Consider the following 24,238-nt stretch of genomic DNA (forward strand, 5'->3'; position numbering starts at 1 on the left):
CGCCGGACGTGGCGGCCTTGTGCCTTGGCCCGCCACGCGCCGGGTGCCGTAGAGGCAAGACGCTTTCCGGCACAGATGCCGCGCCGGGCCGCGGATCGGCGCGGCGACGGTCACCGGGGCGGGTCCGGCGGCACTATGGTTTTCCCGCCCCCGTATCGGGGCCGGTCCGTCCGAGCGCGTACATCACACACCAGAACACCAGTCCCACGGAAACGCTTACGACGAAGCCGCCGGGGATGAAGAAGAGTTCGGAAAAGAAGAGGCGTCTTATCGTCGAGGGTGCCGAGATGACGCTGACGAGCGCGAGGCCGATTTGCCCCAGGACGCCGAACGCCAACACGGTCGGCAGCAAGCCGTGCGGGAAAGGTTTTTCAAGCCGGCGATTGAGCGCGAACATCACGGCAAGCACCGGCGCAGCGTAAGGGGGCACGATCACAAGCAGCAGCGGCAGTGCGCACGGACCGTCGTAGCACGCCGACGGGTTGGCCCTGAAGATCAGGTATCCCGCCGCCATCGGTAGAAGGGCGGCGAGGACTCCGGCCAAGACGTAGTGTCCCGCTGGCGCAGCCTTCTTGAAGAACGCGATCATTGGCCTTCCCTGCACTGTCGCATAGGGGGGGTCAGTTTCGAACAATGTAACGGTGGTGGCAATGATCGGTCTGACCGCGACCGTGTTATTGCCTACGCTTACGGGTTTCCTATCATTGCGCGGTGCCGCCGGGAGGTGACGTCATGGCCCAGCCCGTTCAGTATCGTGTGACAGGCATGGATTGCGCCGCGTGTGCCGCGAAGATCGAGAATGCCGTGCGCGCGGCTGGTATAGAGAACCCGCTTGTCTCGACAGCCTCGCAAGTCCTGACACTGGATGTTGCGCCAGGCGATGAACGACTTGAAGCCGTTGAACGGTCGGTTTCGGATGCCGGCTATCACCTCGATCGGATGCAGCCCGGAGCCGCGGAGACGGCGCAAGAGACATCGCATCACCTGACCGCCGGGTATCGACGGGCGCTCTGGATCGTGGTTGCGCTCAATCTGGGATACGGCGTGATCGAGATGGTCGGTGGTTTCGTCGCCGGGTCGCAGGCATTGAAGGCGGACGCCCTCGACTTCATCGGTGACGGCCTGATCACGTGCCTCGGTGTTCTGGCCATTGGGTGGCGCCTGCTCTGGAGAGCGCGATCCGCATTGCTCCAGGGCGTGTTCCTGGATGCGCTCGGGATCGGCGTCGTCGGAAACACGATTTGGCGCGTGTTCGCGCAACACCCCGTGCAAGCGGAACTGATGGGCGTGCTCGCCCTGGTCGCGCTCGCGGTCAATGTCGCGGCCGCGATGGTTCTGGTACCGCATCGCGCCGGTGACGCGAATGTCCGGGCGGTCTGGCTGTTTTCGCGGAACGATGCTATCGGCAACGCGGCCGTGGTCGGGGCGGCAGGCGTCGTGGCGTTGACCGGTCAATCGTGGCCCGACCTGGTTGTCGCCTTCGCGATCGCGGCGCTGTTCCTGCAGTCGTCCTGGGTCATCGTTCGCGATGCCCGCCGGGACATCGCAGGATCGCGGAACTGACCCTCGGTCGGGTTAACGGCTCACGCTGACATAGCCCCGCGTCTTGCCGTCATTCGCCGAGTCTATGGTGTTCATCGCCTCAAAGAGCGCGGTCGCCTCGACCCAGATGGGCGGGTACTTGTATCGGGTCACGTCAAGAATGAGGAACCGATCCGTATCTTCGTCATAGGCGCCCAGGGGCGAGATATGGCCACCGGACTCCTGGCCGATAGCTTTCCTCAGGTAGTTCACGAGAATGAAATGATCGTCGTCCTCGAGCTGGGTGATGGCGGTCTGCCGGAAGGTGTCGAGGTCGGAGTCGGCAGCGTGGACCACCTCCACATCAAGGTCATGCGCCGCAAGCACGCCTCCGAATTGATTGAGGGTCATGCCGTAGGGCGGGTTCACGATCGCCGAGGCCGGCATCACGGCCTCTGCGGCCGGCGTGAAGATATTGTCTTGATCGAACATCCCGAGCCCGAGCGTCATGTCCGAGGCCGGCCGCGGCACGTTCAGCGCATTAAGCACCATCGCAATCGTCGCCGGCCCGCAATAGGCGGGGTTGTCCTGCGTTGTGAAATGGATGCTCAGCGGGAAATAGTCCGTGTTTGCCTCGGCGCCGAAGAGCATCTCTGCGCCCTCGGGTGTCGAAAGGCTTACCAGACCGTCGGGCAGGGGTAGGGTCTCTGCCTGCGCCGTTGGCACAGCGGCCACCACGGCAAATGCCGCAGCGAAAGCGAGTCGTTCGATACAATTCATTCCTGGCCCCATTGCGAAAATGAATAAGTGAATTCCACCCGCACCCTAGCATTCCGCGGACATGCGCGCCACGCTGCGCGCCCAAGCCCGTCCACGCCGCAGAGGCGCATCCGCGGGATGGGGCCCCGGCAAACCGGCGCGGGGTGCGACCCAGGCCGGCAATGGGTGCCAGGCAGTCGCCCGTCCAGCTTTGCCGAAGGTCTGCCGACCGGACAAGGTGGCCCCCGTTGCGCGTGGTAGCGGACGGCCTCGGCGCTGTTTGCGCGGCCATTTCCCGCGATTTGCGCTGCACGCGAAAATTCGGAAACTGACCTTTGAGACCTCTCTGTGCTAGCGTTCTCGCCGTAAGCAAAGGAGACGGCCATGCGCGTCGCGGTCATGGGAGCGGGTGCTCTGGGGGGCTATTTCGGTGGTCGATTGGCGACGGCCGGTCATGAAGTCACGCTGATTGCGCGCGGCACCCATCTCGATGCCCTTCGACGAAACGGGTTGACGATACGCAGCCCCAAGGGCGACGCCCATATCCCCGACATCGAGGCAACGGATGATCCTGGCGATGTCGGACCCGTTGATGTGATCATATTTGCCGTGAAAAATCAGGATGTTGATGCGTCGGCCAAGGCTCTTGTGCCGGTGCTTGGGCGGGACACCTGGGCGATCACGGTTCAAAACGGTGTCAGGGCGCCAGAGCGACTGGCCGAAATTCTCGGGAATGAACGGGTGGTGCCAGGGGTCGTGCGAATGCCCGGCGACATTTCTGCCCCGGGTGTCATCCGACACTCTGCAAACTTCGACTTTATCCATTTCGGAGAGCTGGACGGCCAGGTCACGGAACGGGTTAAAGGGTTTCGGGACGCCTTGGTCGAAGCCGGGTGCATGGCGGAAATATCGACGGATATCCGGACCGAGCTTTGGCGCAAATTCACGATGCAGGCCTCTTTCGCGTCGGTCAGCGCGCTTACACGTCTGGACGTGGGCGTAATCCGCGAGAGCTCGGAGTGCTCTTCGATGTTCCATTCGAGCATGAAGGAGACGGCAGCCGTCGCGCAGGCAGTTCTGCCGGATCTCGGCGAGGATCTGTCGACCGCGGCGTGGGACTTCATCCAAAAGGTTCCGCCCAAGGCGCACGCATCGATGCTGGACGACCTGAACCGCGGAAAGCCGATCGAGATTGACTATCTCTCCGGTGAAGTGGTCAGGCTAGGCCGCAAGCACGGCGTACCGACGCCAATTCACGGGTTCTTCCTGGCCTCGCTTGCCCCCTTCAGATACGGCGCTCCCGGGTAACGTGGCGAGAGTTCCGCAACCGCCCCCGCATGCGGTCGCCCCGTGATCTGCGCGGGCCGTCGTCCAACTGTGCCCAAGGCCCGCCCGGCGGGCTTTCGGACCTTCCGCCGCGGCGCCCCGACCGACCCGTTCTCGACATCTGGATCTCTGCCTGGCCGCGCTATCGTGCCGATGTCCGCGCCTGCACCGACTTCAATGCCGGGTAGAGCGCCCGGTAACCTTCGAGTCGCGACGTCAGCCTCGGCGTCTCGTCGGTGCGGGGCTCGAACCATCGCCTGACCACCGGCTTGGTCATGACATCCGCCTGGCTGCCGTCGCCGTTTGCGACAATGGCCATTCGCGCAGCGCCGAGAGCCGGCCCGATATCGGCGCCTGCGGCCCGTCCGATGCAACACCCGGTCACATCGGCGATGGTCTGTACCAGAAAATCGCTTCGCGTTCCGCCGCCGATGGCGAGGAGCCTATTCGGCATTCGTCCCGCCTCCGACAGGGCGTCGACGGCGTCGGCGAACGAAAACGCGATGGCCTCGACGACACTGCGCATCAGGCTCCCCTGCGAGGTCGTCTCTCCGAGACCTGCGAAGCCCGCGCGGATTTCGGTATCGCCATGCGGCGTGCGTTCGCCCGTCAGGTAGGGCAGGAACAGCGGCCCGGGCGGCGCGGCTTCCGCCTCCGCCAGCAGGTCGCCGATCGGCCGCCGGAGAAGATCGGCGAGCCATGCGATCGGCCGGGCACCGTTCAGCATCGCCGCCATCTGAAACCAGTGATCCGGGACGGTATGGGCATACGCATGGATGCGGCTGGCGAGGTTGGGCCGGTAATCCGCCGTGGTGAGGAAAAGCTGCCCGGAGGTGCCCAGCGAAACAAACCCGTCCCCGTCCGATACCGCGCCGATGCCGACGGCCCCGGCTGCGGCGTCGCCCCCTCCGACGGCGACGGGAATGCCGGCCGTCAGGCCGAGTTCCGCCGCCGGCGCGGGCAAGAGCGCGCCGGCCACCTCGGTTCCGTGGCGCACCTTCGGCATCCACCTGACGTCCGTGGCACTCGCCGCGCAGAGGCGTTCGGACCAGCAGCGCGTGCTTTCGTCGAACCACGATGTGCCGGCGGCATCGGACGGGTCCGTCACCAGTCGCCCATGCAGGCGCAGGCCGAGGTAATCCTTCGGCAGAAGGACCGAGGCGATCCGTGCGTGGTTTTCGGCCTCGTGGCGGGACAGCCACAGCAGTTTCGGCGCGGTGAACCCGGCCATGGGCGGTGCGCCTGCGATCCGTCCGGCATCCGGTACGGCCGCCAGGATCTCGGCACATTCCACGGTCGCGCGCGCGTCGTTCCACAGGATGACCGGGCGCACCGGCCGGTGGTCACCGTCGAGCAAGACGGCGCCATGCATCTGGCCCGACAGGCCGACGGCCCGAACCTGCGACCGCAGCGCCGGGTCGATCGCCGCCATCGCGACGCGGGTCGCGTTCCACCACGACGCGCAGTCCTGCTCGCTCGCGCCGTCGAACGGGTGGGACACGGCAAGCGGCGCGGAGGCGGTCGCCGCAACGCGGCCGTCCGGGTCGACGACGCAGACCTTGACGGCCGATGTTCCGAGGTCGATGCCGAGATACATTCCTGCTCCTTTGGCGCCGACGATGCCCGGCGTCCCGAGGCCGGCGCCGTCGGCTCCGTGAAGGGCGTCCGCCCGGGTGACCAGACCAACCTGCATGGCGGTGCAGTTGCAAGAAAATTCTTTACTCGAGTCATGTTTTGGGGGTTCTTTATGGGGATGGAGTTGAACGAAGGGGCCGCCCCGCCCAGCTGTATAGGCGCGACAGGGGTGTATGCATGAGCGAGCAAAAGATTCGGAACATGGAAGAGTTCGCGGCGCTGAGCGGGCTTTCCCGTCCGACGGTGTCGAAGTATTTCAACGATCCCGCCAGCGTCCGGCCGCGGACGCGCGAACGCATCGAGGCAGCCCTCGAGCGCTACGATTTCCGCCCCAACATCTATGCGGTCAACCAGAACCGAAGCCTGACCAAGAACGTGGGCATCGTCGTACCCTACCTTGCCGACCCCTTCTTCGCCGAGATCGCCCGCATCATCGAGTTGCGCTGTATCGAAGCCGGCTTTTCGCCGATCCTTTACAGCGCGCATGGCGAGAGCAGGCTGGAGAAGGAGATCCTCGAGGGGCTGACCGCGCTCAAGCCGGCGGGCGTCTTCCTTGCACCGCTCGGGCGGCTTTCCGACCGACTGGTGATCGAGCGCTTCTGCCGTGACGTGCCGACGGTGCTGTTCGACAGCAACATCGAAGGCATGGGCGAAGCCTTTGTCGGATCGGACAATTTCAGCTTCGTGCAGCAAACGGTGGACTATCTCTGCCGGACGGGATCGCCGCCGTGCTTCTTCGAGATGCGCAACCCGGCGAACCCAAACGCCAACAAGCGGCGCAACGCCTATCTCCGGGTCATGGAGGCGGCGGGGGTCGAGCCGCAGGTGGTCAAGGTCCAGGGCGAAGGCTGGGGCTTCGAGGAGATCGGGCGGCAGGGTGCGCACGAGCTTCTCGCCTCCGGGCGCCTGACGACCGATACCGTGCTGTGCAGCAACGACCGACTCGCGATCGGCTTTCTCGCGGCATGCTGCGAGCGCGGACTGCGCGTGGGACGCGGCGACGGCTGCGCTCTTCGGGTGGCGTCGCACGACGATCATCCGTTCTCGCGTTTCACCTGCCCGTCGCTCACGACGGCCGCCCATGAATACGAGGCCGTGGCGGCCAAGTGTATGGAAACGTTGTTCTCCTTGATCGAAGCGGGCGGCCGTTTCGAGAGCAGGGCCGAAACCCTGATCCCCGCACGCTTGATCCTGCGCGCATCCGCCTGATGTCCTATAATTGACGCGCGTAAAGAAAATTGTTGACGCACGGTAAGTCCGGGCCGTAGCTTTCGGAGCACATAGCATCCAACTTAGGGAGGATACGGATGTTCACGAAAACCGCGCTTCGCGCGTCTTCTGCCCTTGCGTTCTGCGTCTTCGCGACGGCCGCAACGGCCCAGGACACCACCATCACCATCGCCACCGTCAACAACGGCGATATGATCCGCATGCAGGGCTACACCGACCAGTTCACCGAGCAGACGGGCATCGGCGTCGAGTGGGTGACACTCGAAGAGAATGTCCTGCGCCAGCGGGTGACGACCGACATCACCACCAATGGCGGCCAGTTCGACATCATGACGATCGGCATGTACGAGACGCCGATCTGGGGTGCAAACGGCTGGCTCGTGCCGCTTGACGACCTGTCCGAGGAATACGACGTCGACGACATCCTGCCGGCCATGCGCGGCGGTCTGAGCCATGACGGCACGCTCTATGCCGCGCCGTTCTACGGCGAGAGCTCGATGGTCATGTACCGCACCGACCTCATGGAAGAGGCCGGACTGGAGATGCCCGAGGCACCGACCTGGCAATTCATCCGGGACGCGGCCGAGGCGATGCATGACACCGAGAACGAGGTCTACGGCATCTGCCTGCGCGGCAAGCCCGGCTGGGGCGAAGGCGGCGCCTTCATCACGGTGACGGCGAACTCCTTCGGCGCGCGCTGGTTCGACGAGGACTGGAACGCCCAGTTCGATCAGCCCGAGTGGGAAGAGGCGCTGACCTTCTTCGTCGATCTGATGAACAGCTACGGCCCGCCGGGCTACGCGACCAACGGCTTCAACGAGAACCTCTCGCTGTTCCAGCAAGGCCGGTGCGGCATGTGGATCGACGCCACCGTGGCCGCGTCCTTCGTGACCAACCCCGACGACTCCACCGTGGCCGACAGCGTCGGCTTCGCGCTGGCGCCGAACTCCGAGGGCGTCGAGAAGCGGTCCAACTGGCTCTGGGCCTGGGCGCTCGCGATCCCGGCCGGCACCCAGCAGGAGGATGCCGCGAAGCAGTTCATCGAGTGGGCGACCTCGAAGGAATACATCGAGCTTGTCGCCGAGAACGAAGGCTGGGCGAACGTGCCTCCGGGCGCGCGCACCTCGCTTTACGAGACGCCTGCCTACCAGGAGGTCCCGTTTGCAGAGATGACGCTGGAGTCGATCAACGCCGCCGATCCGACGAACCCGACCGTCGATCCGGTGCCCTATGTCGGCATCCAGTTCGTCGCGATCCCGGAATTCGCGGGCATTGCCACCGAGGTCAGCCAGGAATTCGCCGAGGTCTATGCAGGCCAGCAGAGCGTCGACCAGGCGCTTGAGAACGCGCAGGCACTGACCAACGACGCGATGGAGGCGGCGGGCTACCGCTGAGCCTTTCCCCCCGACTCTCCCGGGGGCGGTCCTTCCGCCCCCGGTGCTTCGGCCCCGCGGACATCCGACCGTTTGCCGCGTAGGGCGACCCCGCGCACAGGTGAGGTGAATTTATGGCCACCCGGCATTCCCGCTTCGCTGCGAGATTCATGATGGCGCCGGCCGTGATCCTGCTTCTGGGCTGGATGCTCGTGCCGCTGACCATGACGATCTACTTCTCGTTCAAGCGTTACCTTCCGATGCGTGGCGACTCGCTGGAGCGCGGCCTCGACTGGGTGGGCTTCGAGAACTACGCGCGTTTCATCAACTCCAGCTCTTTCTGGCCGAGCATACAGGCGACGCTTCTGATCGTGGGGGGCGTTCTGGTGATAACGGTGACGCTTGGCATTCTGCTCGCCATCCTTCTCGATCAGCCGTTCTGGGGGCAGGGCATCGTTCGCATTCTCGTGATCGCGCCGTTCTTCGTGATGCCGACCGTGTCCGCGCTGGTGTGGAAGAACATGATGATGGACCCGGTCAATGGCATGTTCGCCTATCTCTGGCGCTTCTTCGGGGCGGAACCCGTATCCTGGATGTCCGACGCCTCGGTGCAGTCGATCATCCTGATCGTGTCGTGGCAATGGCTGCCCTTCGCGACCCTGATCCTGCTGACCGCGATCCAGTCGCTCGACAGCGAGCAGTTGGAGGCCGCCGAGATGGACGGGGCGCCGGTGCTGTCCCGGTTCTTCTACATCATCCTGCCCCACCTCGCGCGGGCGATTACCATCGTCGTCCTGATCCAGACGATTTTCCTGCTGTCGATCTTCGCGGAAATCTTCGTGACCACCGGCGGCTCCTTCGGCACAAGGACGCTCACCTACCTGATCTTCCAGCGTGTTGTGGACAGCCAGAACATCGGGCTGGGATCGGCGGGCGGCGTCTACGCGATCATCCTCGCCAACATCGTCGCGCTGTTCCTGATGCGCATCGTCGGCAAGAACCTGGACCGGTAAGGGGGGGCGGAGATGGCACGCGCAATTACCACACGCCGCAAGATTGTCACCACGGGCGTCGCATGGGCGATCGGGTTGCTGATCTTCTTCCCGATTTACTGGACGATCCTGACCAGCTTCAAGACCGAGGCGCAGGCGATCAACAACCCGCCGCTCTTCTGGGGCTTCGATTTCACGCTGGAAAACTACGCCCTCGTGCAGGAGCGCTCGGACTACATGCGCTTCCTCTGGAATTCGGTGATCATCGCGGGCGGCTCGACCTTGCTCGGCATCCTCGTCGCGGTGCCGGCCGCGTGGTCGATGGCCTTCGTGCCGTCGCGCAGGACCAAGGACATCCTGCTTTGGATGCTGTCGACCAAGATGCTGCCCGCGGTCGGCGTGCTCTATCCGATCTCTCTGATCTTCGTGCAGTTCAACCTGCTCGACACGCGGATCGGCCTGACCCTCGTGATCATGCTCATCAACCTGCCGATCATCGTCTGGATGCTCTACACGTATTTCCGCGAAATCCCGGTCGACATCCTCGAGGCGGCGAGGATGGACGGCGCGGGCCTCAGGCAGGAGATACTCTACGTGCTGACGCCGATGGCCATTCCGGGCATCGCGTCGACGGTGCTGCTCAATATCATCCTGGCCTGGAACGAGGCGTTCTGGACGCTGAACCTGACGGCCGCCAACGCCGCGCCGCTGACCGCCTTCATCGCCAGCTATTCCAGCCCCGAGGGCCTGTTCTATGCCAAGCTCAGCGCGGCCTCGACCATGGCGATCGCCCCGATCCTTATCCTCGGCTGGTTCAGCCAGAAGCAACTCGTCCGCGGCCTGACCTTCGGCGCGGTGAAATGAGCCCCAAGCCAGCGAAGCGGTAGGGCATAAAGGGAGACACGAGCATGGGACACATCACGCTCGACAAGGTCAGCAAATCCTTCGCGGAGGTGGAAGTCATCCCTCCGCTCGACCTGACCATCGAGGACGGGGAGTTCGTGGTCTTCGTCGGCCCGTCGGGCTGCGGCAAGTCCACGCTGCTCAGGCTTATCGCGGGGCTGGAGGACGTCACCTCGGGCGAAATCTGCATCGACGGCGAGGAAGCGACAAGCGTGCCGCCGGCCAAGCGCGGTCTCGCCATGGTGTTCCAGTCCTACGCCCTCTATCCGCACATGTCGGTTCGCAAGAACATCGCCTTCCCGCTGCGCATGGCGGGGATGGATCAGGCCGAGCGGGATCGCCGGGTGAATGCGGCCGCTGACGTGTTGAACCTGACCGATTATCTCGACCGCCGCCCGGGTCAGCTTTCGGGCGGCCAGCGCCAGCGCGTCGCCATCGGGCGGGCCATCGTGCGCGAGCCCGCGGCCTTCCTGTTCGACGAGCCGCTGTCGAACCTCGATGCCGCGTTGCGGGTGGGAATGCGGCTGGAGATCTCGGAACTCCACAAGCGGCTCAAGACGACGATGATCTACGTCACCCACGACCAGGTGGAGGCCATGACGATGGCCGACAAGATCGTGGTCCTGCGCGCGGGCAACATCGAGCAGGTGGGCTCTCCGCTCGAGCTCTACCGCAACCCGCGCAACCTGTTCGTGGCCGGCTTTATCGGCAGCCCGAAGATGAACCTGATCAACGGGCAGATCGCGTCGGCGCATGGCGCCGCGACCATCGGCATCCGGCCCGAACATGTCGCGGTCTCGGCCGAGGCCGGCGACTGGCACGGCAAAGTCGGCGTGTCGGAGCATCTCGGGTCGGACACCTTCTTCCACGTCACCTGCGAGGACATTCCCGAGCCCGTCACCGTGCGCGTCGGCGGGGAGGTCGATCTGCATTATGGCGACGAGGTCTGGCTCACTCCCGATACAACCCATCTCCACCGTTTCGACAAGGAAGGGCTGCGCATCGGATGAGACGCCTCGAGGGGAAAACGGCGCTGATCACGGGCGCGGCGAGGGGCATCGGAAAGGCGTTCGCAGAGGCCTATGTCCGCGAAGGGGCCCGGGTGGCCATCGGTGATATCGACATCGACCGCGCCCGCATCTCGGCCAGTGAAATCGGCGAGGCCGCCACCGCCGTCGAGATGGACGTGACCCGGCAGGACAGCATCGACGCCGCGGTCGCCGCCACGGCGGACGCCTTCGGACAGATAGACGTGCTGATCAACAACGCCGCGATTTTCACCGCCGCGCCAATCGTCGAGATCGAACGCGACGACTATGCCCGTATCTTCGACATCAATGTCTCGGGCACGCTCTTCACGATGCAGGCCGTCGCCCGGCACATGATCGAGAGGGGCATACGCGGCCGCATCATCAACATGGCGAGCCAGGCGGGCCGCCGGGGCGAGCCGCTCGTCGCGGTCTATTGCGCGAGCAAGGCGGCGGTGATCAGCCTGACGCAGTCGGCGGGGCTGAACCTCATCCGGCACGGGATCAACGTCAACGCCATCGCGCCCGGCGTCGTGGATGGTGAGCATTGGGACGGCGTCGACGCGTTCTTCGCGCAATACGAGGGCAAGGCCCCCGGCCAGAAGAAGCGCGAGGTTGGCGAGGCGGTGCCCTATGGCCGCATGGGCCGGGCGCAGGATCTCACCGGCATGGCCGTCTTCCTCGCCTCGGACGAGGCCGAGTATATCGTGGCCCAGTGCTACAACGTCGATGGCGGCCAATGGATGAGCTGATGTCCGCTATCCGCCCGATCAAGCTGTCGAACGCGACGCTGGCCGACCTGCCGGAGGGGATCAGACGCCCCCGCTACGACCGCAGCCGCCTGACGCCCGGCATCGTCCATATCGGTCTCGGCAATTTCCATCGCGCGCACCAGGCCTGGTATCTGCATCGTCTGATGCAGGAGGAGCGCGCGCTCGACTGGGCGATCCTCGGCGCCGGGGTCCGCCCCTACGACGCAGCCATGCGGGAGAAACTCGTCGCGCAGGACTGCCTGACCACGCTGATCGAGCTTGCGCCGGATGGCCGCTCGGCCGAGGTGACGGGCGCGATGATCGACTACCTGCCGATCGAGGCGGGGAACGGCCCGCTGATCCGGGCGATGGCCGATCCGCGCATCCGCATCGTCGGGCTGACCGTGACCGAGGGCGGATACTACGCCGATCCGGCGACCGGGGGGCTCGATACCCGCCATCCCGACATCGTCCACGACGCGGCGCACCCCGATACGCCGCGCACCGCCTTCGGCGCGATGGTCGCGGCACTTCGGATCAGGCGCGAGTCCGGGCACGCGCCCTTTTCCGGTTTGTCCTGCGACAACCTTCGCGGCAACGGTGCCATCCTCCGGCAGACGGTGGTGGGACTGGCGCGGCAGAGCGATCCCGCCCTCGCGGACTGGATAGACGCCGAGGGTGCCTTCCCGAACTCGATGGTCGACAGCATCGTGCCGGCCACCGGCCCGGACGAACTGGACCTCGTGAGAGAGTTGGGCATCGACGACGCCGCACCCGTCACGCACGAGAATTTCCGCCAGTGGGTGATCGAGGACGACTTCTGCGGCGGTCGCCCCGACTGGGACATGGTGGGGGCGACGTTTACCTCGGACGTCCATGCGTACGAGATGATGAAAATCCGCATCCTGAACGCGGGACACCAGGTGCTCGCCAATGCCGGCGAGCTTCTGTCGGTGCCCACCATCGCCGACTGCATGGCGCATGCGGGGATCGCGCGGATGTTCCGCAAGGTTCAGGTCGAGGAGATCCTTCCGCACGTCGATCCGGTGCCTGGAACGTCGCCGGCCGATTATCTGGCCCTGATCGAGCGACGCTTCTCCAACCCGGCGATCCGTGACACGACGCGGCGCGTGGCCTTTGACGGGTCGTCCCGCCACGCCGGCTTTCTCATGCCCGTGATCCGGGAGGCGCTCGCGGCCGGCGCGAAGATCGAAGGCCTTGCGCTGGTCGAGGCGCTTTGGGCCCGCATGTGCGAAGGCCACCGCGAGGACGGCGCGCGCATTGAGCCCAACGATCCCAACTGGGGTCAGCTGACCGCGGCCGCCCGCGCTGCGAAAGAGAATCCGCGTGCATGGCTTGAACAGGCCGGGCTCTACGGGAACCTCGGCATCGCCGCCCCATTCGCACAGGCGTTCGAGCGTTGGCTCACTCTGATCTGGCGGGACGGGACCGCTGCCGCGCTGGACCGATACGCCGGCGGTCGCTGACGGTGCGAGACCGTCCGCCGGTCGCAGAACTGCCCTCGCAAGGGAGGAAAGAGGCGGACCAAACACGGTCTCACCGCGCGGCCCTTTTCACCCGAGCGGCCTCTTCGTCGCTGAGACAGGCCTGCTTGATCCGGTCTGCCGTTTCCAGCCCCTGGACGGCATCACCGAGGGTGCCGTGACCCTCGTGTTGTGGATGCATCGCGCGGACTGACGTGGGCCTATGACGAAGATGGCGGCGAGGTCGGGATCGGGGTCGATGCCGAGAAACGGCAGGTGGTGAGCATCGCGTGTAACCGCGCCGCGGACGCGTAAAGCCCGAGGGCTGTCTCCAGGCACTTTCCCGGCTATGGCTTGACGCCGATGTCGGGCTCTTGACCTGTGACCGCCGCAGGCGCTGGGCGGACCTTCGGCCTGATTGGACGAATGACTGCCTTGTACCAAACTCAGACCGCGGGTCAGACCCGTGCCCAGATCAGCAACCACAGGCACAGGGCGGTCTCGGCGATAATGGGGATCAGGTAGGCGGGCTCGATCATGCCCAGCCAGTCGGGCGCGATCAGGCGCGTCAGGCTCCCCATGGCGTAAACGACGCCCGAAGCCGCGATGCCCCCCGCAATCGCTTTCGGCACATGGGAACGCCAAAGCAGGATCGCCATGAGCACGCTGTTAACGGCGAAGAGGATCAACCCGACATCATAGCCGATTGCATGCAAATCGGTCATATGCACCGCGATGCGCGGCGCATCTGCAAGCACAGACGGGACACTGGCAAGGATCATCAGGCTGGTTCCGATAAGCACAGCCTGACCAAGACGGAACACCATTGCGGCGAGCGCCAGAGTTTCGGAGATGTGGCGCAACAGACCGAAGAAGACGAGAGCGAGCGCGACATCGGCCAACAGCATCACCGTGTCCGCGATCAGGCTCAACCGCAGTTGTCCAATGTTGGCGCCAAGCGCCTCGGCGATTTGTGCGGGCGTGCCCTGAAGCAAGGGGCCGCGCAACAACAACTCGGCGCTCAGCCCGCATAGGATGATCGTGAGGTACAGGCCCCCGGCAAGGCGTGCCTGGCGGGGATCGGGTCGAGATGGGCTCAAGTCAGCATCCTTTCAGAGAACCGAAAGCCGGTTATGCCGGGACTCATCATTCGCTGGTCCAAGATTGGCGTATTATCCATGCCTTATCGCACGTATCGGCGTCGGCGTTGTGTATTTTTGATTTGCCAGCTCGCGTCTCGTCTCGAGTGGCGGCCTTCGCGCAGCCGACCTTGGGCCTGACCGGATGGACTGCCGGATCGGACGGATCCCGGTCGAAAGCGAGATGCTGCGCCGCAGCCGAAGAGACGCGTCAGCGCTCTGGCAGTGGAATGGACTCCGCGTCGTCGCCGGGTGGCAGGTGAAAGCGCCCGTTTTGCCAATCGCCGGCGCGCCAGGCTTCCTTCGCTTCCTCGATGCGTTCCCTGGATGAGGCCACGAAGTTCCACCAGATGTGACGTGGCCCTTCCAGCGTTTCACCCCCGAGAAGCATGAGGCGCGCACCTGCCGGTCCCGCCCGCAGAGACAGTCGATCACCGGGGCGGAAAACCATCATCCTTCCGGCCGCGAAACGCTCTCCTGCAACCGACACCTCACCGTCGACCACGTAGACACCCCGGTCTTCATGTCCTTCAGGCAGGGGAATGGCCGCATCCGCTTCGAGAAGGGCGTCGGCATAGAACATTTCAGAAGCGGTCTTCACCGGCGCTTTCTGACCCCATGCATTGCCCAGGATAAGCCGCACCGACTTGCCTTCACCTTCGAGCAGCGGAAGGGAATCGGTGGCCGCATGCTCAAAACAGGGCGCGCGGTCTTCGTGATCCTTGGGCAGCGCGACCCATGTCTGAATGCCGAAAAAGGGCATCGGGTCGACCTGGGTCGCATCATCGGTGCGCTCGGAATGGGTGATGCCATGGCCCGCCACCATCCAGTTGACTGCGCCGGGTTCGATCCAGGCGTCGGTGCCAAGGCTATCCCTGTGATGCATCCGGCCCCGGAAAAGGTAGGAAATCGTCGCCAGCCCGATATGCGGGTGGGGCCGCACGTCCATGCCGCGGGTCGGCAGGAACTCGGCCGGACCCATCTGGTCGAAGAAAATGAACGGGCCGACCATCTGGCGACGCGGGGCCGGCAAGGCGCGCCGGACCTCGAACCCGCCGAGATCGCGCGCACGCGGAATGATGACGGTCTCTATCGCATCTATGGCGTCTCCAGTGGGGCAATGCGGGTCGAGGGCGGGGTTCCAGCTCATGCGCGATCTCCATGCTTGTCACGAGGCAAGATAGCGGGAAATACGGATGCACAAAGATAGATTTTGGCGCATCGAGAGTGCGTAATTGCACAAATCGCGATGTCAGCGACGGATGGCGGGTGTGACTGCGTGCTCCGATATCCAGGCAGGCGGAGCGGCGACTCCGTCCGGTCACCGCCCCCTAGGCCGAATTGGACGGATGCCTGTCCAGGGCCCGTAGGCGACGTGCGGTCAGAACAACGTTCAGATCAGCCGTGACCCGCCACCGACCGGCGCACAGCCAGCCGGTGCCGCCCATCCCGGCTGCCACTTTCAGCCACCGAAAAAGCCGCCGAAAATGTCACCAAAAGCGTCCCGCAGCGAGAGCATGATCCCCATGATCACAAGCCCGCCGACAATCATCATGATCGACCAGGCGAAGAGCTGGATGCCAATCGCAAGGCTGCCAAGCGCGATGCCGGAGACTGCGGCACGCTTGTTTTCGTGCCGGATAAGCGCCGCGACCCCGGTTACGATTGCGAGGCCGGCCAGAAGCCCAACCCCGATCTCCAGATAGTCGTCGATCGTCCATGGCTGGCTTACGGGTTCGGGTTGAGCTTGCCCCGCTACAGAGCGCGCCGCCGCCTTCGCGATATCGGTCGCAAGTTCGCCGAGCGTTACCCCTGCCGTCTGCTGCGGCGCGAAGGGACCCGCCCAGAAGACCAGCAGCGTCAGCATGAGCGCTGCCGATCCCACGATAAAGCCGAGCCAGGCAAGAGTGGAACTCGGTCCCGGTGCAGTTTCCGCCATGTCGCCTCTCGAGATTTCCCTGTGGGCCATACCAGGCGGCCTCACCCGGATTAATTGGGCACGAATGGCCAATGGTATGTCAAGCTACAGGCGCACTGGTACAATTCAGATTTGGCGAAGCGTGTGCCAAGTTCGTAATTGACGGAGCGCCGCGTCCCTCGATTTCGGGTTCATTGGAGAATGCCCGGTCTCGAGCCTTTCCGGCCCAGTTTCAGAGGCAGGAAGGTGCCGGTGGGACCGTATTGTCTGCATCGGATTACCGCAATCTTCGGGAATTACCGGAAAGAAACTGGACCTGACCCAAGCCGGACTTACCTCGCTTTCACGGAACAGGGGAGGGCAGGATCATGGACGGACAATCGGCCAAGCACCAAAGGCAACTCGCAGAAGCTCAGCGTCAGAAAGAGGTATACGAGCGGGCAAAGGCAGGGCTGGAACTCGAGCGGCGCAAGAAGGAAGCTGCTGGCTACGCCGTTATGGCCGCTGCCTTTGCCCTGGGACCTGCCAGCAAGGGCAAGGGTCTGCTGGGACGCATGGTCTACTGGTCACAGATCGGATGCATTCTGTTTGCCGGTTTCGCGCCGAACTACTTGGTTTGGCGGCTCCTGCTGTCAGAGTGATCGATCGCCTGACCTTTGACGGCCTTTTCGATTTGACCCGCTCCCTCGATCGGACCTCGAAGCGCAGAGCCGAGAAGAACCGCTTCCCGCCCCGCATGTCGAATGCGGCGTGCGCGTTGAATGTCTTGCAGGGCCTCGGAGCGGTCATCTATCCAATTCAACCGTAGGTCCGCTCAGCGGACAAACCGGCCATGTCTACGCGCAACGCATGGCGCTGTAGTAGATGACGCGGGCGGGCACTCTGACACCCTGATCCGTGGTGAATGCGCCATAGCCATCGGTCATGCCTTTGGAGATTGCCTCGATCACGTCGTGCTGCTGCCCGGGAGATGCAAACTGCGACACGCTCCCCTAAATGGGCCTATGGCGAGCATCATTGCTGTGATGTCGGCGGCGGCACCCATTGGTGTGAGATGAGTGTCGACCTCTTCTGCAGCCACATCGTGGAAGCCGGCCTCTGAGAGTAGCCTGGTGACCATCTCGATGTCGGCGAATGCCATCGGGCCAGGCGCCGAAGGATCCGGTTTCGGCATGTCCGGCAGCGCCTCTGCCAAAGCGCGGCCTGGAACGGAAAACCATGGATTGTGTTGCGGCGCCGCCCAGGCAACGAAAACGATACGGCCACCGTCCGCGAGTGCCCGGCCTATATTGGCGAAGGCCTTCCTCGGTTCGGGAAAGAACATGGTGCCGAAAAGCGAAATGACCGCGTTGTAACCGGCTTGGGAAAAATTATGGTCCTGAGCATCTCCCTGCAGCGGCATCAGTTGCGGCAGGCTATCGGCGCGTTCACTGACACGCGATATAAATGCCTCGGCAATATCGAATGCGATCACGCGTCCGTTCGGACCAACCTGACCGGCCGCATCGAGTGACAATGCTCCCGAGCCGCATCCGATATCGAGCACTGTCTCACCAGAATTGAGCGCGACACGCTTCAGCAACCCTTCCTTGATGGGAGCATGCGCGCGCTCGATGGGCTCTTCATGCTCGATCCACGCATGCGCGAGAGAACTCCAGTCCATGTCGCCACTGCCTCGCCCAAGCCCTCGCTCACACCGTAACGCTGCTGCACTTTCTCCATTCTCGCAATGATTTTGTAAAACGCCACCGCAACAGAGATGGCTCGCAGCGCTGACAGAAACAGCGCTTTGACCCCGAGCCAGCGAGCGACTCGTTGTTTGGCAGGTCGGCTTTCCTGGTAGGCGGCTACAAACTTCAGCGGCATCGAACGGCAAGGCGACGGACTGCGCATCGATGGGCCTTTGGGCCGAACGTCAGCGCATTTCGTGCGGTCCCTTAGCCCGGCTCTTTGCAGCCTTGTAGGGCGATCGGCATTTTCAGAACCGAGCGCGAACGCGAGAGGGCCAGTCGCCAGCATGAAAAAAATTTAACCTGCCCTGAATTTTCATCGTTTGCGGCAGGCACGGGAACACGCCGAAGCTAGTGTCCACGATTGATTGGATCGAAATGAGGTAAGAAATGACAATGTTCAGCGTTACCGGAACGAAAGCAAAGCACGGCGCCCTCTTTGCGGGCACGTTGGCTGTGACGGTTGGGTTTTTCGTCACCATTGCCACGGCGGACGAGCATTACCCGACAGAGCATAAGGGCCTTGAGGTCGAACAACTTGGCGTGGTGCCTGCCGACTCGATGACGCGGCAAGTGGGGCTGGATGGGCGTATACTGCTCGCGAGACGCATCACGATCATGCCCGGCGGTCAAATCGCCAAGCATAGCCATGAGTCGGTGCCAGGAATTGTCTTTATGGAAAGCGGGACATGGATCGAGGGCACCGACAGCGGGGAGACGGCCCATAGCGCCGGTGACACCTTCATCGAGGACGCGGACACCACGCACTGGTTCTTCAACCGAGGCGATGCGCCAGCCTCGGCGCTTGTCTTCGATATCAAGCCCAGTGGCTGAATGGCGCTTGGCGTCAATAGTCGCTGACCACCTGGGCCGGACAGGCGTGTGAGCGCCGTAAACGACCCGCATCTGCTTAGGCTGTGAGGATGTTGCATCGGATAGGTTCAATCGCTCGCTTTGTAAGCGGCAAGAGCGAACTTTGAAGACTGCCAGCGGAATAAGAAGCTTTGGCAGCCCAGAGCGCGTAGTCGTCCGGTCGCCTTCATAGTGACGTTGTGAGGGCAAATTCAGAGTTGCCATTTATTCAGGTGAAGATCCTGGTAGCTTCATTGAGAAGGTCTATCCAATGCGCAAGCAGGCGGCCGAGCGCCGGTTCGAGAACCCTGGCCTGCTGGGTTCCAGTGATCGTGAGATGACGGCTCACCGGGTTATCGGAGCGCTTTGGGAAGGCGAACCCGATACCGGGCCACCAACGCGCTATCGCACCCTTGCAGCCCCGACAGACCAGGGGCGTATGCATCTACTGGAGGCGATCAAGTCGTTGGGGTCACGTCGGTTCGATCACGATGGTCGTTTTCCCGTGGTTGCGATCTTTGACGGCTGCAAATCGCCGGGGCAGCACTGTGGCGGCTCGCCGCTGCCACACATAGCCGCAATAATCGAAGCAAGCGCGTTCAAGCCAGAACGCCACGACGTCGAACCGCAAGGTCACTGCCGCGATTGAGCCAGGTGGCCTCTGCTTTGTCGCCAGAAGGACGCAAAATGAGAGCTCTCGTTCCGGTTTTGTATGCCACTATGGCCATGCCGGCCATTGCTCAGGAAAGCAGGCAACTCGGCGCCCATGAGCATGGTGTCGGCGAACTCAACATCGCCGTCGACGGCAGGACCGTCGCCATGGAATTCCATGCGCCGGGCGCCGACATCGTCGGGTTCGAATATGAAGCCGACAGTGACGGCGATCGCGTTGCCATCGAGGCGGCCGTCGCCTTGCTCGCACGTCCGCTCGATCTGTTCGTCCTGCCGGAAGCGGCGGAATGTACCGTACTCCAGGCCCGTGCCGAGTTGGAGGGTGAGGCGCACCACGGCGCCGGCGCACGGCATAGCGAGTTCCACGCAGAATACGAAATGACCTGCGCTGCGCCCAAAGCCATCTCAGGGATCACATTCGCCTATTTCGATGCCTTCGAGAACGCGCGGGAGATCAAGGTTCAGATCGTCACGGTCTCCGGTGCCCAGGCCTTCGAGGTCGAACGCGACGCGCCGACCATCGACCTTCGAGGCGTGTTCTAACGGTGCGTGCTTCGGCCCCGATCCTTGAGATGAAAGACGTCCGCTTCCGTTGGCCGGGACGGGACTCTTTCAGCTTATGGGTGCCGTCCTTCCGGATGGAGCAAGGAGAATCCCTCCTGCTTCTGGGCGAGAGCGGCTCGGGAAAATCGACGCTTCTGTCGTTAATCTGCGGAACAATCTTGGCCGATGCCGGGTCTATTACGGTAACGGGAACGGACCTGTCTGATCTGTCGACCGCCGAACGCGATCGGTTCCGGGGCGAGTGCTTCGGCGTGATCTTTCAGCAGTTCAACCTGCTGCCCTTCGCCACGGTCGGTGACAACATTCTGCTACCTCTTCGCTTCGCCCCGAAACGGCGCACCTACGCGGGGGATCCAAGAGAGGCCGCTGAAAAACTGTGTGGCGCGCTCCGTCTGCCGGCGTCGCTCCTCTCGGCCAAGGCAGCGACGCTCAGCGTCGGCCAGCAGCAGCGTGTGGCGGTCGCGCGTGCGCTTATCGGCCAACCGCCCGTCGTAATTGCCGACGAGCCGACGTCCGCTCTCGATGCCGGCAGTCAAGCAGCCTTTCTGGACTTGCTCTTCGATCAGACCGCGACAAACGGGACGTCGCTCCTGATGGTCAGCCATGATCCGCGCCTTGGCGACAGGTTCGACCGCGTGGTTCGCATGGAGGAGTTCGTCGAGGTCGAGAGTCCCGCTTCATGATACTAAGGCTGACGATCGCTTCCCTTCTTGCGCGCGCCTTGACGGTGGGCATGACGGTGCTCGCCATCGCGCTTTCCGTAGCGCTTTTCCTCGGCGTCGAGAAAGTGCGAACCGGCGCGAAGGCAAGCTTTGCCGACACGATATCGGGCACGGACCTGATCGTCGGCGCAAGGACCGGATCGGTGCAGCTTTTACTCTATTCAGTGTTCCGGATCGGAAGTCCCACGAACAACATCAGTTGGGAAAGCTACCAGGACATTGCGAGCCAGCCACAGGTCGATTGGATCGTACCAATATCGCTTGGAGACAGCCACCGGCAGTTCCGCGTCATGGGCACGACGCCGGAATTCTTCGAGCGCTACAAGTATCGCCAAGGCCGCTCGCTAGAGGCGTCGGAAGGTGCGGTCATGGCAGACCTTTTCGATGCCGTGATCGGTGCGGATGTGGCGACGACGCTGGGATACGCGATAGGCGACCCGATCGTGGTGGCGCACGGACTGGCTTCCTTTACCGAGCACAAGGATCAACCCTTTCGCGTGGCGGGAATCCTTGAGAAGACGGGAACACCTGTCGATCGGACGGTGATCGTCAGCCTGGAGGCGATCGAAGCTATCCATGTCGACTGGCGGCGCGGCGCACCTATCCCCGGGCAATCGACGCCAGTCGAGGTGATCCGCCAGATGGACCTTACACCGGAGGCGGTGACCGCGGCGCTCGTCGGTGTTCAGAGCCCGCTTCAGACCTTCAGGCTGCAGCGCGCCATCAATGAATACCCCGAAGAACCGCTTCTTGCCGTAATGCCCGGTGTCGCCCTGCAAGAACTCTGGGCCATCGTCGGCGTCGCGGAAACTGCGCTTCTTGGTGTCTCGGCAATGGTCGTCGTAACCGCACTCATCGGGATGATGGCGACCATCTTCTCCAGCTTGGCCGAGCGCAGACGCGAAATGGCGATCTTCCGAGCCATGGGGGCACGCCCCATGACGATCCTTGGCTTGCTCGTTCTCGAGGCGGTGCTTACAGCCGCAGCCGGTGCGCTCCTGGGCCTCGGACTGCTCTATGTCGGTCTCATCGTCGCGCAACCCGTCGTCGACAATGCCTTCGGGCTTTGGCTGCCGATCGAACCGCCCGCGCTACGCGAAGTCTGGGTCCTTGCCGGGGTGGTTGCCGCTGGCGCGATTGCCAGCCTCGTCCCGGCGTTCCGTGCCTACCGGCTCTCTCTCGCGGATGGTATGATGGTGATGAAATGAGGCAAATCCATCAGACCTGTTTCTCTCGACGCTCGGTCCTTGCGCTTGGTGCTCTGGTGTTCGCCTTGCCACGTCATGCAATCGCTGCAGGGGCCCGCGAGATCACGTGGGAAGACCTCATTCCGCCGGGCGTTCCATATTCCGAAATCATCGGTGAGGGCGAGCTCGACGAGGAGAACGACAGCTGGAATCCGATCTACGACGCGAATGCGACGAAATTGAATGAAGCGCTCGATGGCGCGAGTATCCGGATTCCCGGTTTCATTGTCCCGCTGGAAGTTTCTCCGGAGGGTGTCACCAGCTTTCTCCTCGTGCCTTACGTAGGAGCCTGCATTCACGTTCCGCCACCACCACCCAACCAGCTTGTCGTCGTCAGAAGCGAGACACCATGGCCAGGCGATGGCCTCTGGGACGCGGTTTGGGTGACGGGGATCATGAGAACGGAGCTTCAGTCAACTGAACTGGGCAAGACCGGCTATGCGCTGACGGCCAATCAAATCGAGGTTTATGATTGGTGAATGATTTGCTGGCAATACGGTGCTTTCTGGCGACCATCGCGCCGGCCCTTGGCTAATCGGGCGTGCTATCAGCCCGCTAGAGGCATTTGCGCTGAATACCGTGAAAGCGCTCGGAGCTGGCATCGGGCGGTCCAAGTCGAGCGTCGGCTCAGCGGGCGAACCAGACGTATGTCTGTTTTCATTTTTTGGAGGTTGATCGTGGCAATCCCTCCAAAAAAAGAAGGCGTTTGATATAAGCGAAGTTGCACTGGGGATTTTGGTTGGACTCGTTGCCGGAGTCGTCTGGGCGCTATCGCTCGGCGACATTGCGATGGTGGGCGCCAGTGTTGGAACAGGCCTTTCTGCGGGGATATGTTCGATGCTCAGCGCTGCACAAGAGAAAGGTTTGATAACTGCCGATCAGGCTGATGAAGTGATCGCAGCGGCCGCGCAACAGCTTGGGGGCCTTACTGAAGCCGAAACCCGCGAAACTGCAGGCAGCGCAGCAGCGTGCGACGACATCATGCAAAGCCTTCGGGATGCCGCGAGGTCATCGGCCGCTCTTCACAATATCAACACCTTAGACGTTTCTATGGGTCTAGAGGCCCCCGTGACGCCTTCATGCCAGTCTGCCCAAAAAGCAATGACGAGTTACACTCTTTGGTATAGGTAAATACCGAAGGGAGCCCGCAACACAGGAAGGGAAAGCATGCGCACTCTTAAGCTTCTGGCCGGATTGATCTCTATCGCCGCACTTTCCGGTTGTGTCGAAGACACCGGATCTTCGGCACCGGCGCAATCGGCGCCAACGGTCGGCAGCGCGACCGATGTAACTGCGTTTCAAGGCGCCCGCGCCGGACAGGCCGAGGGCGGGCTGCGGAACCTGGGTTATGCACCGATCCGCAGCGCGGGTCTCACGACTTACTGGTTCAACCGCGATACTGGCGCATGTGCCGAGATCACGACATCGGACGGGCGTTATTCTAGCGTCACGATGCGTCCCGCCGAGGATTGCTGAACAAAAAGCGCACACGGACCGGCCAGCGCGTGGCCTGCGCGCAGGCTCAATACCCAATCTAGCAGACAGTAGGATCTGATCAGAGGTTACCTGAGATGAAACGACTTCTCCTTTGCACATTAGCGGCGCTCGCACTGGCAGCGTGCCAGGAAGACGAAGCCGCGGGCTCGGACGAAACCGAGACCGAAAGCACCCAAAGCGCTGCGCCATCGACCGAATCTGAAAGCGCGGAAGATACTGCTACTGCGGATGATGGCGGGGGTGCCATGGACGGGGCTGACGAAAGCACGACCGAGGACAGCGCGGTGCAGACCGGGGCGGTTGACAGTTCCGAGGTTAGTCAGGACGCTATTGACGCCTGTATCGACGGGCTGCGGGCCCAGTCCGGCGCCACCGGCGGCACGGTGCTGAGCACCGAGTTTTCGGAAGCCAACTCTCTGGTCGTACTGGAAGATAGTGGAGGCATGACGTGGCGGTGCCTCGTGTCGAATGATGGCAGCAATCCGTCACTGGAATCCGAGGGCGGTGCCGCTGACCAGGAAGATACCGCGACAGCGGATGATGGTGGCGGTGCCATGGATGGTGCTGCGTCCGAACTTGGTGTGCTCGCCGATTTTGTCGGAGCGCGCGGTGGACAGGCTGAAGGTGGACTGACCGCGCTCGGCTTCGAGGTGATCCGTAGCGAGGGCCTTGTCTCTTACTGGTTCAACCGTGAAACCGGTGTGTGCGCCCAGATCACGACCTCTGACGGCGTCTATTCGGATATCACGATCCTGCCTGCCGAGGATTGCTGAGCGACCTTCTGAAAAACTGGCACATCAGGCGCCTTGTCTGGTGTGCACACCTGCCCGACACGCGTGCATCGGTGACGTATACTGACGACTGAGCCACTCCCCATCGGTTGGACAGGATCTG

The 24,238-nt window shown here is 63.1% G+C and carries 25 protein-coding genes; 18 read left to right on the top strand and 7 right to left on the bottom strand.

Going from position 1 to position 24,238, the window contains the following annotated elements:
- Positions 1-133: 133 nt before the first annotated feature.
- Positions 134-589, bottom strand: coding sequence for a hypothetical protein (locus ACQ5SP_RS02740; RefSeq protein ID WP_430936169.1), 456 nt, complete (start codon positions 587-589; stop codon positions 134-136).
- 143 nt (positions 590-732) lie between these two features.
- Between ACQ5SP_RS02740 and ACQ5SP_RS02745 the strand changes: the two genes are divergently transcribed.
- Positions 733-1,563 carry a cation transporter gene (locus ACQ5SP_RS02745; protein ID WP_430936171.1) on the top strand — a complete coding sequence of 277 codons (831 nt, stop codon included), beginning with the start codon at positions 733-735 and terminating at the stop codon, positions 1,561-1,563.
- A gap of 12 nt (positions 1,564-1,575) precedes the next feature.
- Here ACQ5SP_RS02745 and ACQ5SP_RS02750 read toward each other — a convergent pair whose 3' ends face one another.
- A complete protein-coding gene (locus ACQ5SP_RS02750; protein WP_430936173.1) occupies positions 1,576-2,301 on the bottom strand; it encodes a phytochelatin synthase family protein in 726 nt (241 codons plus the stop codon).
- 363 nt (positions 2,302-2,664) lie between these two features.
- On the opposite strand from ACQ5SP_RS02750, the gene ACQ5SP_RS02755 reads away from it, so the two are divergent.
- Positions 2,665-3,588: a 2-dehydropantoate 2-reductase gene (locus ACQ5SP_RS02755; RefSeq protein ID WP_430936175.1), complete on the top strand. Its 924-nt coding sequence runs from the start codon at positions 2,665-2,667 to the stop codon at positions 3,586-3,588.
- Positions 3,589-3,748: 160 nt separating this feature from the next.
- On the opposite strand, the gene xylB is transcribed toward ACQ5SP_RS02755, so the two are convergent.
- Entirely contained in the window at positions 3,749-5,203 is a 1,455-nt protein-coding gene (gene xylB / locus ACQ5SP_RS02760) for a xylulokinase (protein WP_430936177.1), read from the bottom strand.
- Between the two features lie 215 nt (positions 5,204-5,418).
- Here xylB and ACQ5SP_RS02765 point away from each other — a divergent pair, with 215 nt between their 5' ends.
- From ACQ5SP_RS02765 to ACQ5SP_RS02795, 7 genes are all read left to right on the top strand, one after another.
- Positions 5,419-6,450: a LacI family DNA-binding transcriptional regulator gene (locus tag ACQ5SP_RS02765; protein ID WP_430936179.1), complete on the top strand. Its 1,032-nt coding sequence runs from the start codon at positions 5,419-5,421 to the stop codon at positions 6,448-6,450.
- Positions 6,451-6,548: 98 nt separating this feature from the next.
- The gene (locus ACQ5SP_RS02770) at positions 6,549-7,865 is read left to right on the top strand and encodes an ABC transporter substrate-binding protein (protein WP_430936181.1); all 1,317 of its coding nucleotides are present in this window, start codon (positions 6,549-6,551) and stop codon (positions 7,863-7,865) included.
- A 113-nt stretch (positions 7,866-7,978) separates the two neighbouring features.
- Entirely contained in the window at positions 7,979-8,857 is an 879-nt protein-coding gene (locus ACQ5SP_RS02775; protein WP_430936183.1) for a carbohydrate ABC transporter permease, read from the top strand.
- Positions 8,858-8,869: 12 nt separating this feature from the next.
- Entirely contained in the window at positions 8,870-9,700 is an 831-nt protein-coding gene (locus ACQ5SP_RS02780) for a carbohydrate ABC transporter permease (protein WP_430936185.1), read from the top strand.
- A gap of 44 nt (positions 9,701-9,744) precedes the next feature.
- Complete coding sequence (locus tag ACQ5SP_RS02785; protein ID WP_430936187.1) at positions 9,745-10,749, top strand: ABC transporter ATP-binding protein; 1,005 nt, start codon at positions 9,745-9,747, stop codon at positions 10,747-10,749.
- Positions 10,746-11,519: an L-iditol 2-dehydrogenase gene (locus tag ACQ5SP_RS02790; protein WP_430936189.1), complete on the top strand. Its 774-nt coding sequence runs from the start codon at positions 10,746-10,748 to the stop codon at positions 11,517-11,519. The genes ACQ5SP_RS02785 and ACQ5SP_RS02790 overlap by 4 nt, the downstream gene beginning before the upstream one ends.
- The gene (locus ACQ5SP_RS02795) at positions 11,519-13,006 is read left to right on the top strand and encodes a mannitol dehydrogenase family protein (protein ID WP_430936191.1); all 1,488 of its coding nucleotides are present in this window, start codon (positions 11,519-11,521) and stop codon (positions 13,004-13,006) included. The genes ACQ5SP_RS02790 and ACQ5SP_RS02795 overlap by 1 nt, the downstream gene beginning before the upstream one ends.
- A gap of 455 nt (positions 13,007-13,461) precedes the next feature.
- Here the strand turns inward: ACQ5SP_RS02795 and ACQ5SP_RS02800 are convergent, their stop codons facing one another.
- The 3 genes from ACQ5SP_RS02800 to ACQ5SP_RS02810 all read right to left on the bottom strand — a co-directional run bounded on the left by ACQ5SP_RS02800 (position 13,462) and on the right by ACQ5SP_RS02810 (position 16,009).
- Complete coding sequence (locus ACQ5SP_RS02800) at positions 13,462-14,103, bottom strand: DUF4386 domain-containing protein (protein ID WP_430936193.1); 642 nt, start codon at positions 14,101-14,103, stop codon at positions 13,462-13,464.
- 250 nt (positions 14,104-14,353) lie between these two features.
- Positions 14,354-15,292, bottom strand: a complete 939-nt coding sequence (locus ACQ5SP_RS02805; RefSeq protein WP_430936195.1) for a pirin family protein — start codon at positions 15,290-15,292, stop codon at positions 14,354-14,356.
- A gap of 312 nt (positions 15,293-15,604) precedes the next feature.
- Positions 15,605-16,009 (bottom strand): hypothetical protein, encoded by a 405-nt coding sequence (locus ACQ5SP_RS02810; RefSeq protein WP_430936197.1) that lies wholly within the window; start codon positions 16,007-16,009, stop codon positions 15,605-15,607.
- Between the two features lie 419 nt (positions 16,010-16,428).
- Here ACQ5SP_RS02810 and ACQ5SP_RS02815 point away from each other — a divergent pair, with 419 nt between their 5' ends.
- The gene (locus tag ACQ5SP_RS02815; RefSeq protein WP_430936199.1) at positions 16,429-16,701 is read left to right on the top strand and encodes a hypothetical protein; all 273 of its coding nucleotides are present in this window, start codon (positions 16,429-16,431) and stop codon (positions 16,699-16,701) included.
- Between the two features lie 305 nt (positions 16,702-17,006).
- Here ACQ5SP_RS02815 and ACQ5SP_RS02820 read toward each other — a convergent pair whose 3' ends face one another.
- Entirely contained in the window at positions 17,007-17,723 is a 717-nt protein-coding gene (locus ACQ5SP_RS02820) for a class I SAM-dependent methyltransferase (RefSeq protein WP_430936201.1), read from the bottom strand.
- Between the two features lie 463 nt (positions 17,724-18,186).
- On the opposite strand from ACQ5SP_RS02820, the gene ACQ5SP_RS02825 reads away from it, so the two are divergent.
- The 8 genes from ACQ5SP_RS02825 to ACQ5SP_RS02860 all read left to right on the top strand — a co-directional run bounded on the left by ACQ5SP_RS02825 (position 18,187) and on the right by ACQ5SP_RS02860 (position 24,117).
- On the top strand, positions 18,187-18,624 hold the full coding sequence (locus ACQ5SP_RS02825; protein WP_430936203.1) for a cupin domain-containing protein: 438 nt from the start codon (positions 18,187-18,189) through the stop codon (positions 18,622-18,624).
- Positions 18,625-18,913: 289 nt separating this feature from the next.
- Entirely contained in the window at positions 18,914-19,291 is a 378-nt protein-coding gene (locus tag ACQ5SP_RS02830; RefSeq protein WP_430936205.1) for a Fur family transcriptional regulator, read from the top strand.
- A gap of 38 nt (positions 19,292-19,329) precedes the next feature.
- On the top strand, positions 19,330-19,857 hold the full coding sequence (locus ACQ5SP_RS02835; protein WP_430936207.1) for a DUF2796 domain-containing protein: 528 nt from the start codon (positions 19,330-19,332) through the stop codon (positions 19,855-19,857).
- Between the two features lie 29 nt (positions 19,858-19,886).
- Positions 19,887-20,561 (top strand): ABC transporter ATP-binding protein, encoded by a 675-nt coding sequence (locus ACQ5SP_RS02840; protein WP_430936209.1) that lies wholly within the window; start codon positions 19,887-19,889, stop codon positions 20,559-20,561.
- The gene (locus ACQ5SP_RS02845; protein ID WP_430936211.1) at positions 20,558-21,808 is read left to right on the top strand and encodes an ABC transporter permease; all 1,251 of its coding nucleotides are present in this window, start codon (positions 20,558-20,560) and stop codon (positions 21,806-21,808) included. The genes ACQ5SP_RS02840 and ACQ5SP_RS02845 overlap by 4 nt, the downstream gene beginning before the upstream one ends.
- Positions 21,805-22,326 carry a DUF3299 domain-containing protein gene (locus tag ACQ5SP_RS02850; RefSeq protein WP_430936213.1) on the top strand — a complete coding sequence of 174 codons (522 nt, stop codon included), beginning with the start codon at positions 21,805-21,807 and terminating at the stop codon, positions 22,324-22,326. Before ACQ5SP_RS02845 ends, ACQ5SP_RS02850 begins: the two co-directional genes overlap by 4 nt.
- 688 nt (positions 22,327-23,014) lie before the next feature.
- Positions 23,015-23,323, top strand: a complete 309-nt coding sequence (locus tag ACQ5SP_RS02855; protein ID WP_430936215.1) for a hypothetical protein — start codon at positions 23,015-23,017, stop codon at positions 23,321-23,323.
- A gap of 95 nt (positions 23,324-23,418) precedes the next feature.
- The gene (locus tag ACQ5SP_RS02860) at positions 23,419-24,117 is read left to right on the top strand and encodes a hypothetical protein (RefSeq protein ID WP_430936217.1); all 699 of its coding nucleotides are present in this window, start codon (positions 23,419-23,421) and stop codon (positions 24,115-24,117) included.
- The last annotated feature ends 121 nt before the right edge of the window (positions 24,118-24,238 follow it).

The organism is Rhodovulum sp. YNF3179, assembly GCF_050586465.1.
GTDB lineage: Bacteria > Pseudomonadota > Alphaproteobacteria > Rhodobacterales > Rhodobacteraceae > CAJXYS01.

Bases quoted from the DNA above. Each gene is read 5' to 3' on its own strand.
- ACQ5SP_RS02740 (WP_430936169.1), bottom strand. From the start codon at position 589: ATGATCGCGTTCTTCAAGAAGGCTGCGCCAGCGGGACACTACGTCTTG.
- ACQ5SP_RS02745 (WP_430936171.1), top strand. From the start codon at position 733: ATGGCCCAGCCCGTTCAGTATCGTGTGACAGGCATGGATTGCGCCGCG.
- ACQ5SP_RS02750 (WP_430936173.1), bottom strand. From the start codon at position 2,301: ATGAATTGTATCGAACGACTCGCTTTCGCTGCGGCATTTGCCGTGGTG.
- ACQ5SP_RS02755 (WP_430936175.1), top strand. From the start codon at position 2,665: ATGCGCGTCGCGGTCATGGGAGCGGGTGCTCTGGGGGGCTATTTCGGT.
- xylB (WP_430936177.1), bottom strand. From the start codon at position 5,203: ATGTATCTCGGCATCGACCTCGGAACATCGGCCGTCAAGGTCTGCGTC.
- ACQ5SP_RS02765 (WP_430936179.1), top strand. From the start codon at position 5,419: ATGAGCGAGCAAAAGATTCGGAACATGGAAGAGTTCGCGGCGCTGAGC.
- ACQ5SP_RS02770 (WP_430936181.1), top strand. From the start codon at position 6,549: ATGTTCACGAAAACCGCGCTTCGCGCGTCTTCTGCCCTTGCGTTCTGC.
- ACQ5SP_RS02775 (WP_430936183.1), top strand. From the start codon at position 7,979: ATGGCCACCCGGCATTCCCGCTTCGCTGCGAGATTCATGATGGCGCCG.
- ACQ5SP_RS02780 (WP_430936185.1), top strand. From the start codon at position 8,870: ATGGCACGCGCAATTACCACACGCCGCAAGATTGTCACCACGGGCGTC.
- ACQ5SP_RS02785 (WP_430936187.1), top strand. From the start codon at position 9,745: ATGGGACACATCACGCTCGACAAGGTCAGCAAATCCTTCGCGGAGGTG.
- ACQ5SP_RS02790 (WP_430936189.1), top strand. From the start codon at position 10,746: ATGAGACGCCTCGAGGGGAAAACGGCGCTGATCACGGGCGCGGCGAGG.
- ACQ5SP_RS02795 (WP_430936191.1), top strand. From the start codon at position 11,519: ATGTCCGCTATCCGCCCGATCAAGCTGTCGAACGCGACGCTGGCCGAC.
- ACQ5SP_RS02805 (WP_430936195.1), bottom strand. From the start codon at position 15,292: ATGAGCTGGAACCCCGCCCTCGACCCGCATTGCCCCACTGGAGACGCC.
- ACQ5SP_RS02810 (WP_430936197.1), bottom strand. From the start codon at position 16,009: ATGCTGACGCTGCTGGTCTTCTGGGCGGGTCCCTTCGCGCCGCAGCAG.
- ACQ5SP_RS02815 (WP_430936199.1), top strand. From the start codon at position 16,429: ATGGACGGACAATCGGCCAAGCACCAAAGGCAACTCGCAGAAGCTCAG.
- ACQ5SP_RS02820 (WP_430936201.1), bottom strand. From the start codon at position 17,723: ATGGACTGGAGTTCTCTCGCGCATGCGTGGATCGAGCATGAAGAGCCC.
- ACQ5SP_RS02825 (WP_430936203.1), top strand. From the start codon at position 18,187: ATGTTCAGCGTTACCGGAACGAAAGCAAAGCACGGCGCCCTCTTTGCG.
- ACQ5SP_RS02830 (WP_430936205.1), top strand. From the start codon at position 18,914: ATGCGCAAGCAGGCGGCCGAGCGCCGGTTCGAGAACCCTGGCCTGCTG.
- ACQ5SP_RS02835 (WP_430936207.1), top strand. From the start codon at position 19,330: ATGAGAGCTCTCGTTCCGGTTTTGTATGCCACTATGGCCATGCCGGCC.
- ACQ5SP_RS02840 (WP_430936209.1), top strand. From the start codon at position 19,887: ATGAAAGACGTCCGCTTCCGTTGGCCGGGACGGGACTCTTTCAGCTTA.
- ACQ5SP_RS02845 (WP_430936211.1), top strand. From the start codon at position 20,558: ATGATACTAAGGCTGACGATCGCTTCCCTTCTTGCGCGCGCCTTGACG.
- ACQ5SP_RS02850 (WP_430936213.1), top strand. From the start codon at position 21,805: ATGAGGCAAATCCATCAGACCTGTTTCTCTCGACGCTCGGTCCTTGCG.
- ACQ5SP_RS02855 (WP_430936215.1), top strand. From the start codon at position 23,015: ATGCGCACTCTTAAGCTTCTGGCCGGATTGATCTCTATCGCCGCACTT.
- ACQ5SP_RS02860 (WP_430936217.1), top strand. From the start codon at position 23,419: ATGAAACGACTTCTCCTTTGCACATTAGCGGCGCTCGCACTGGCAGCG.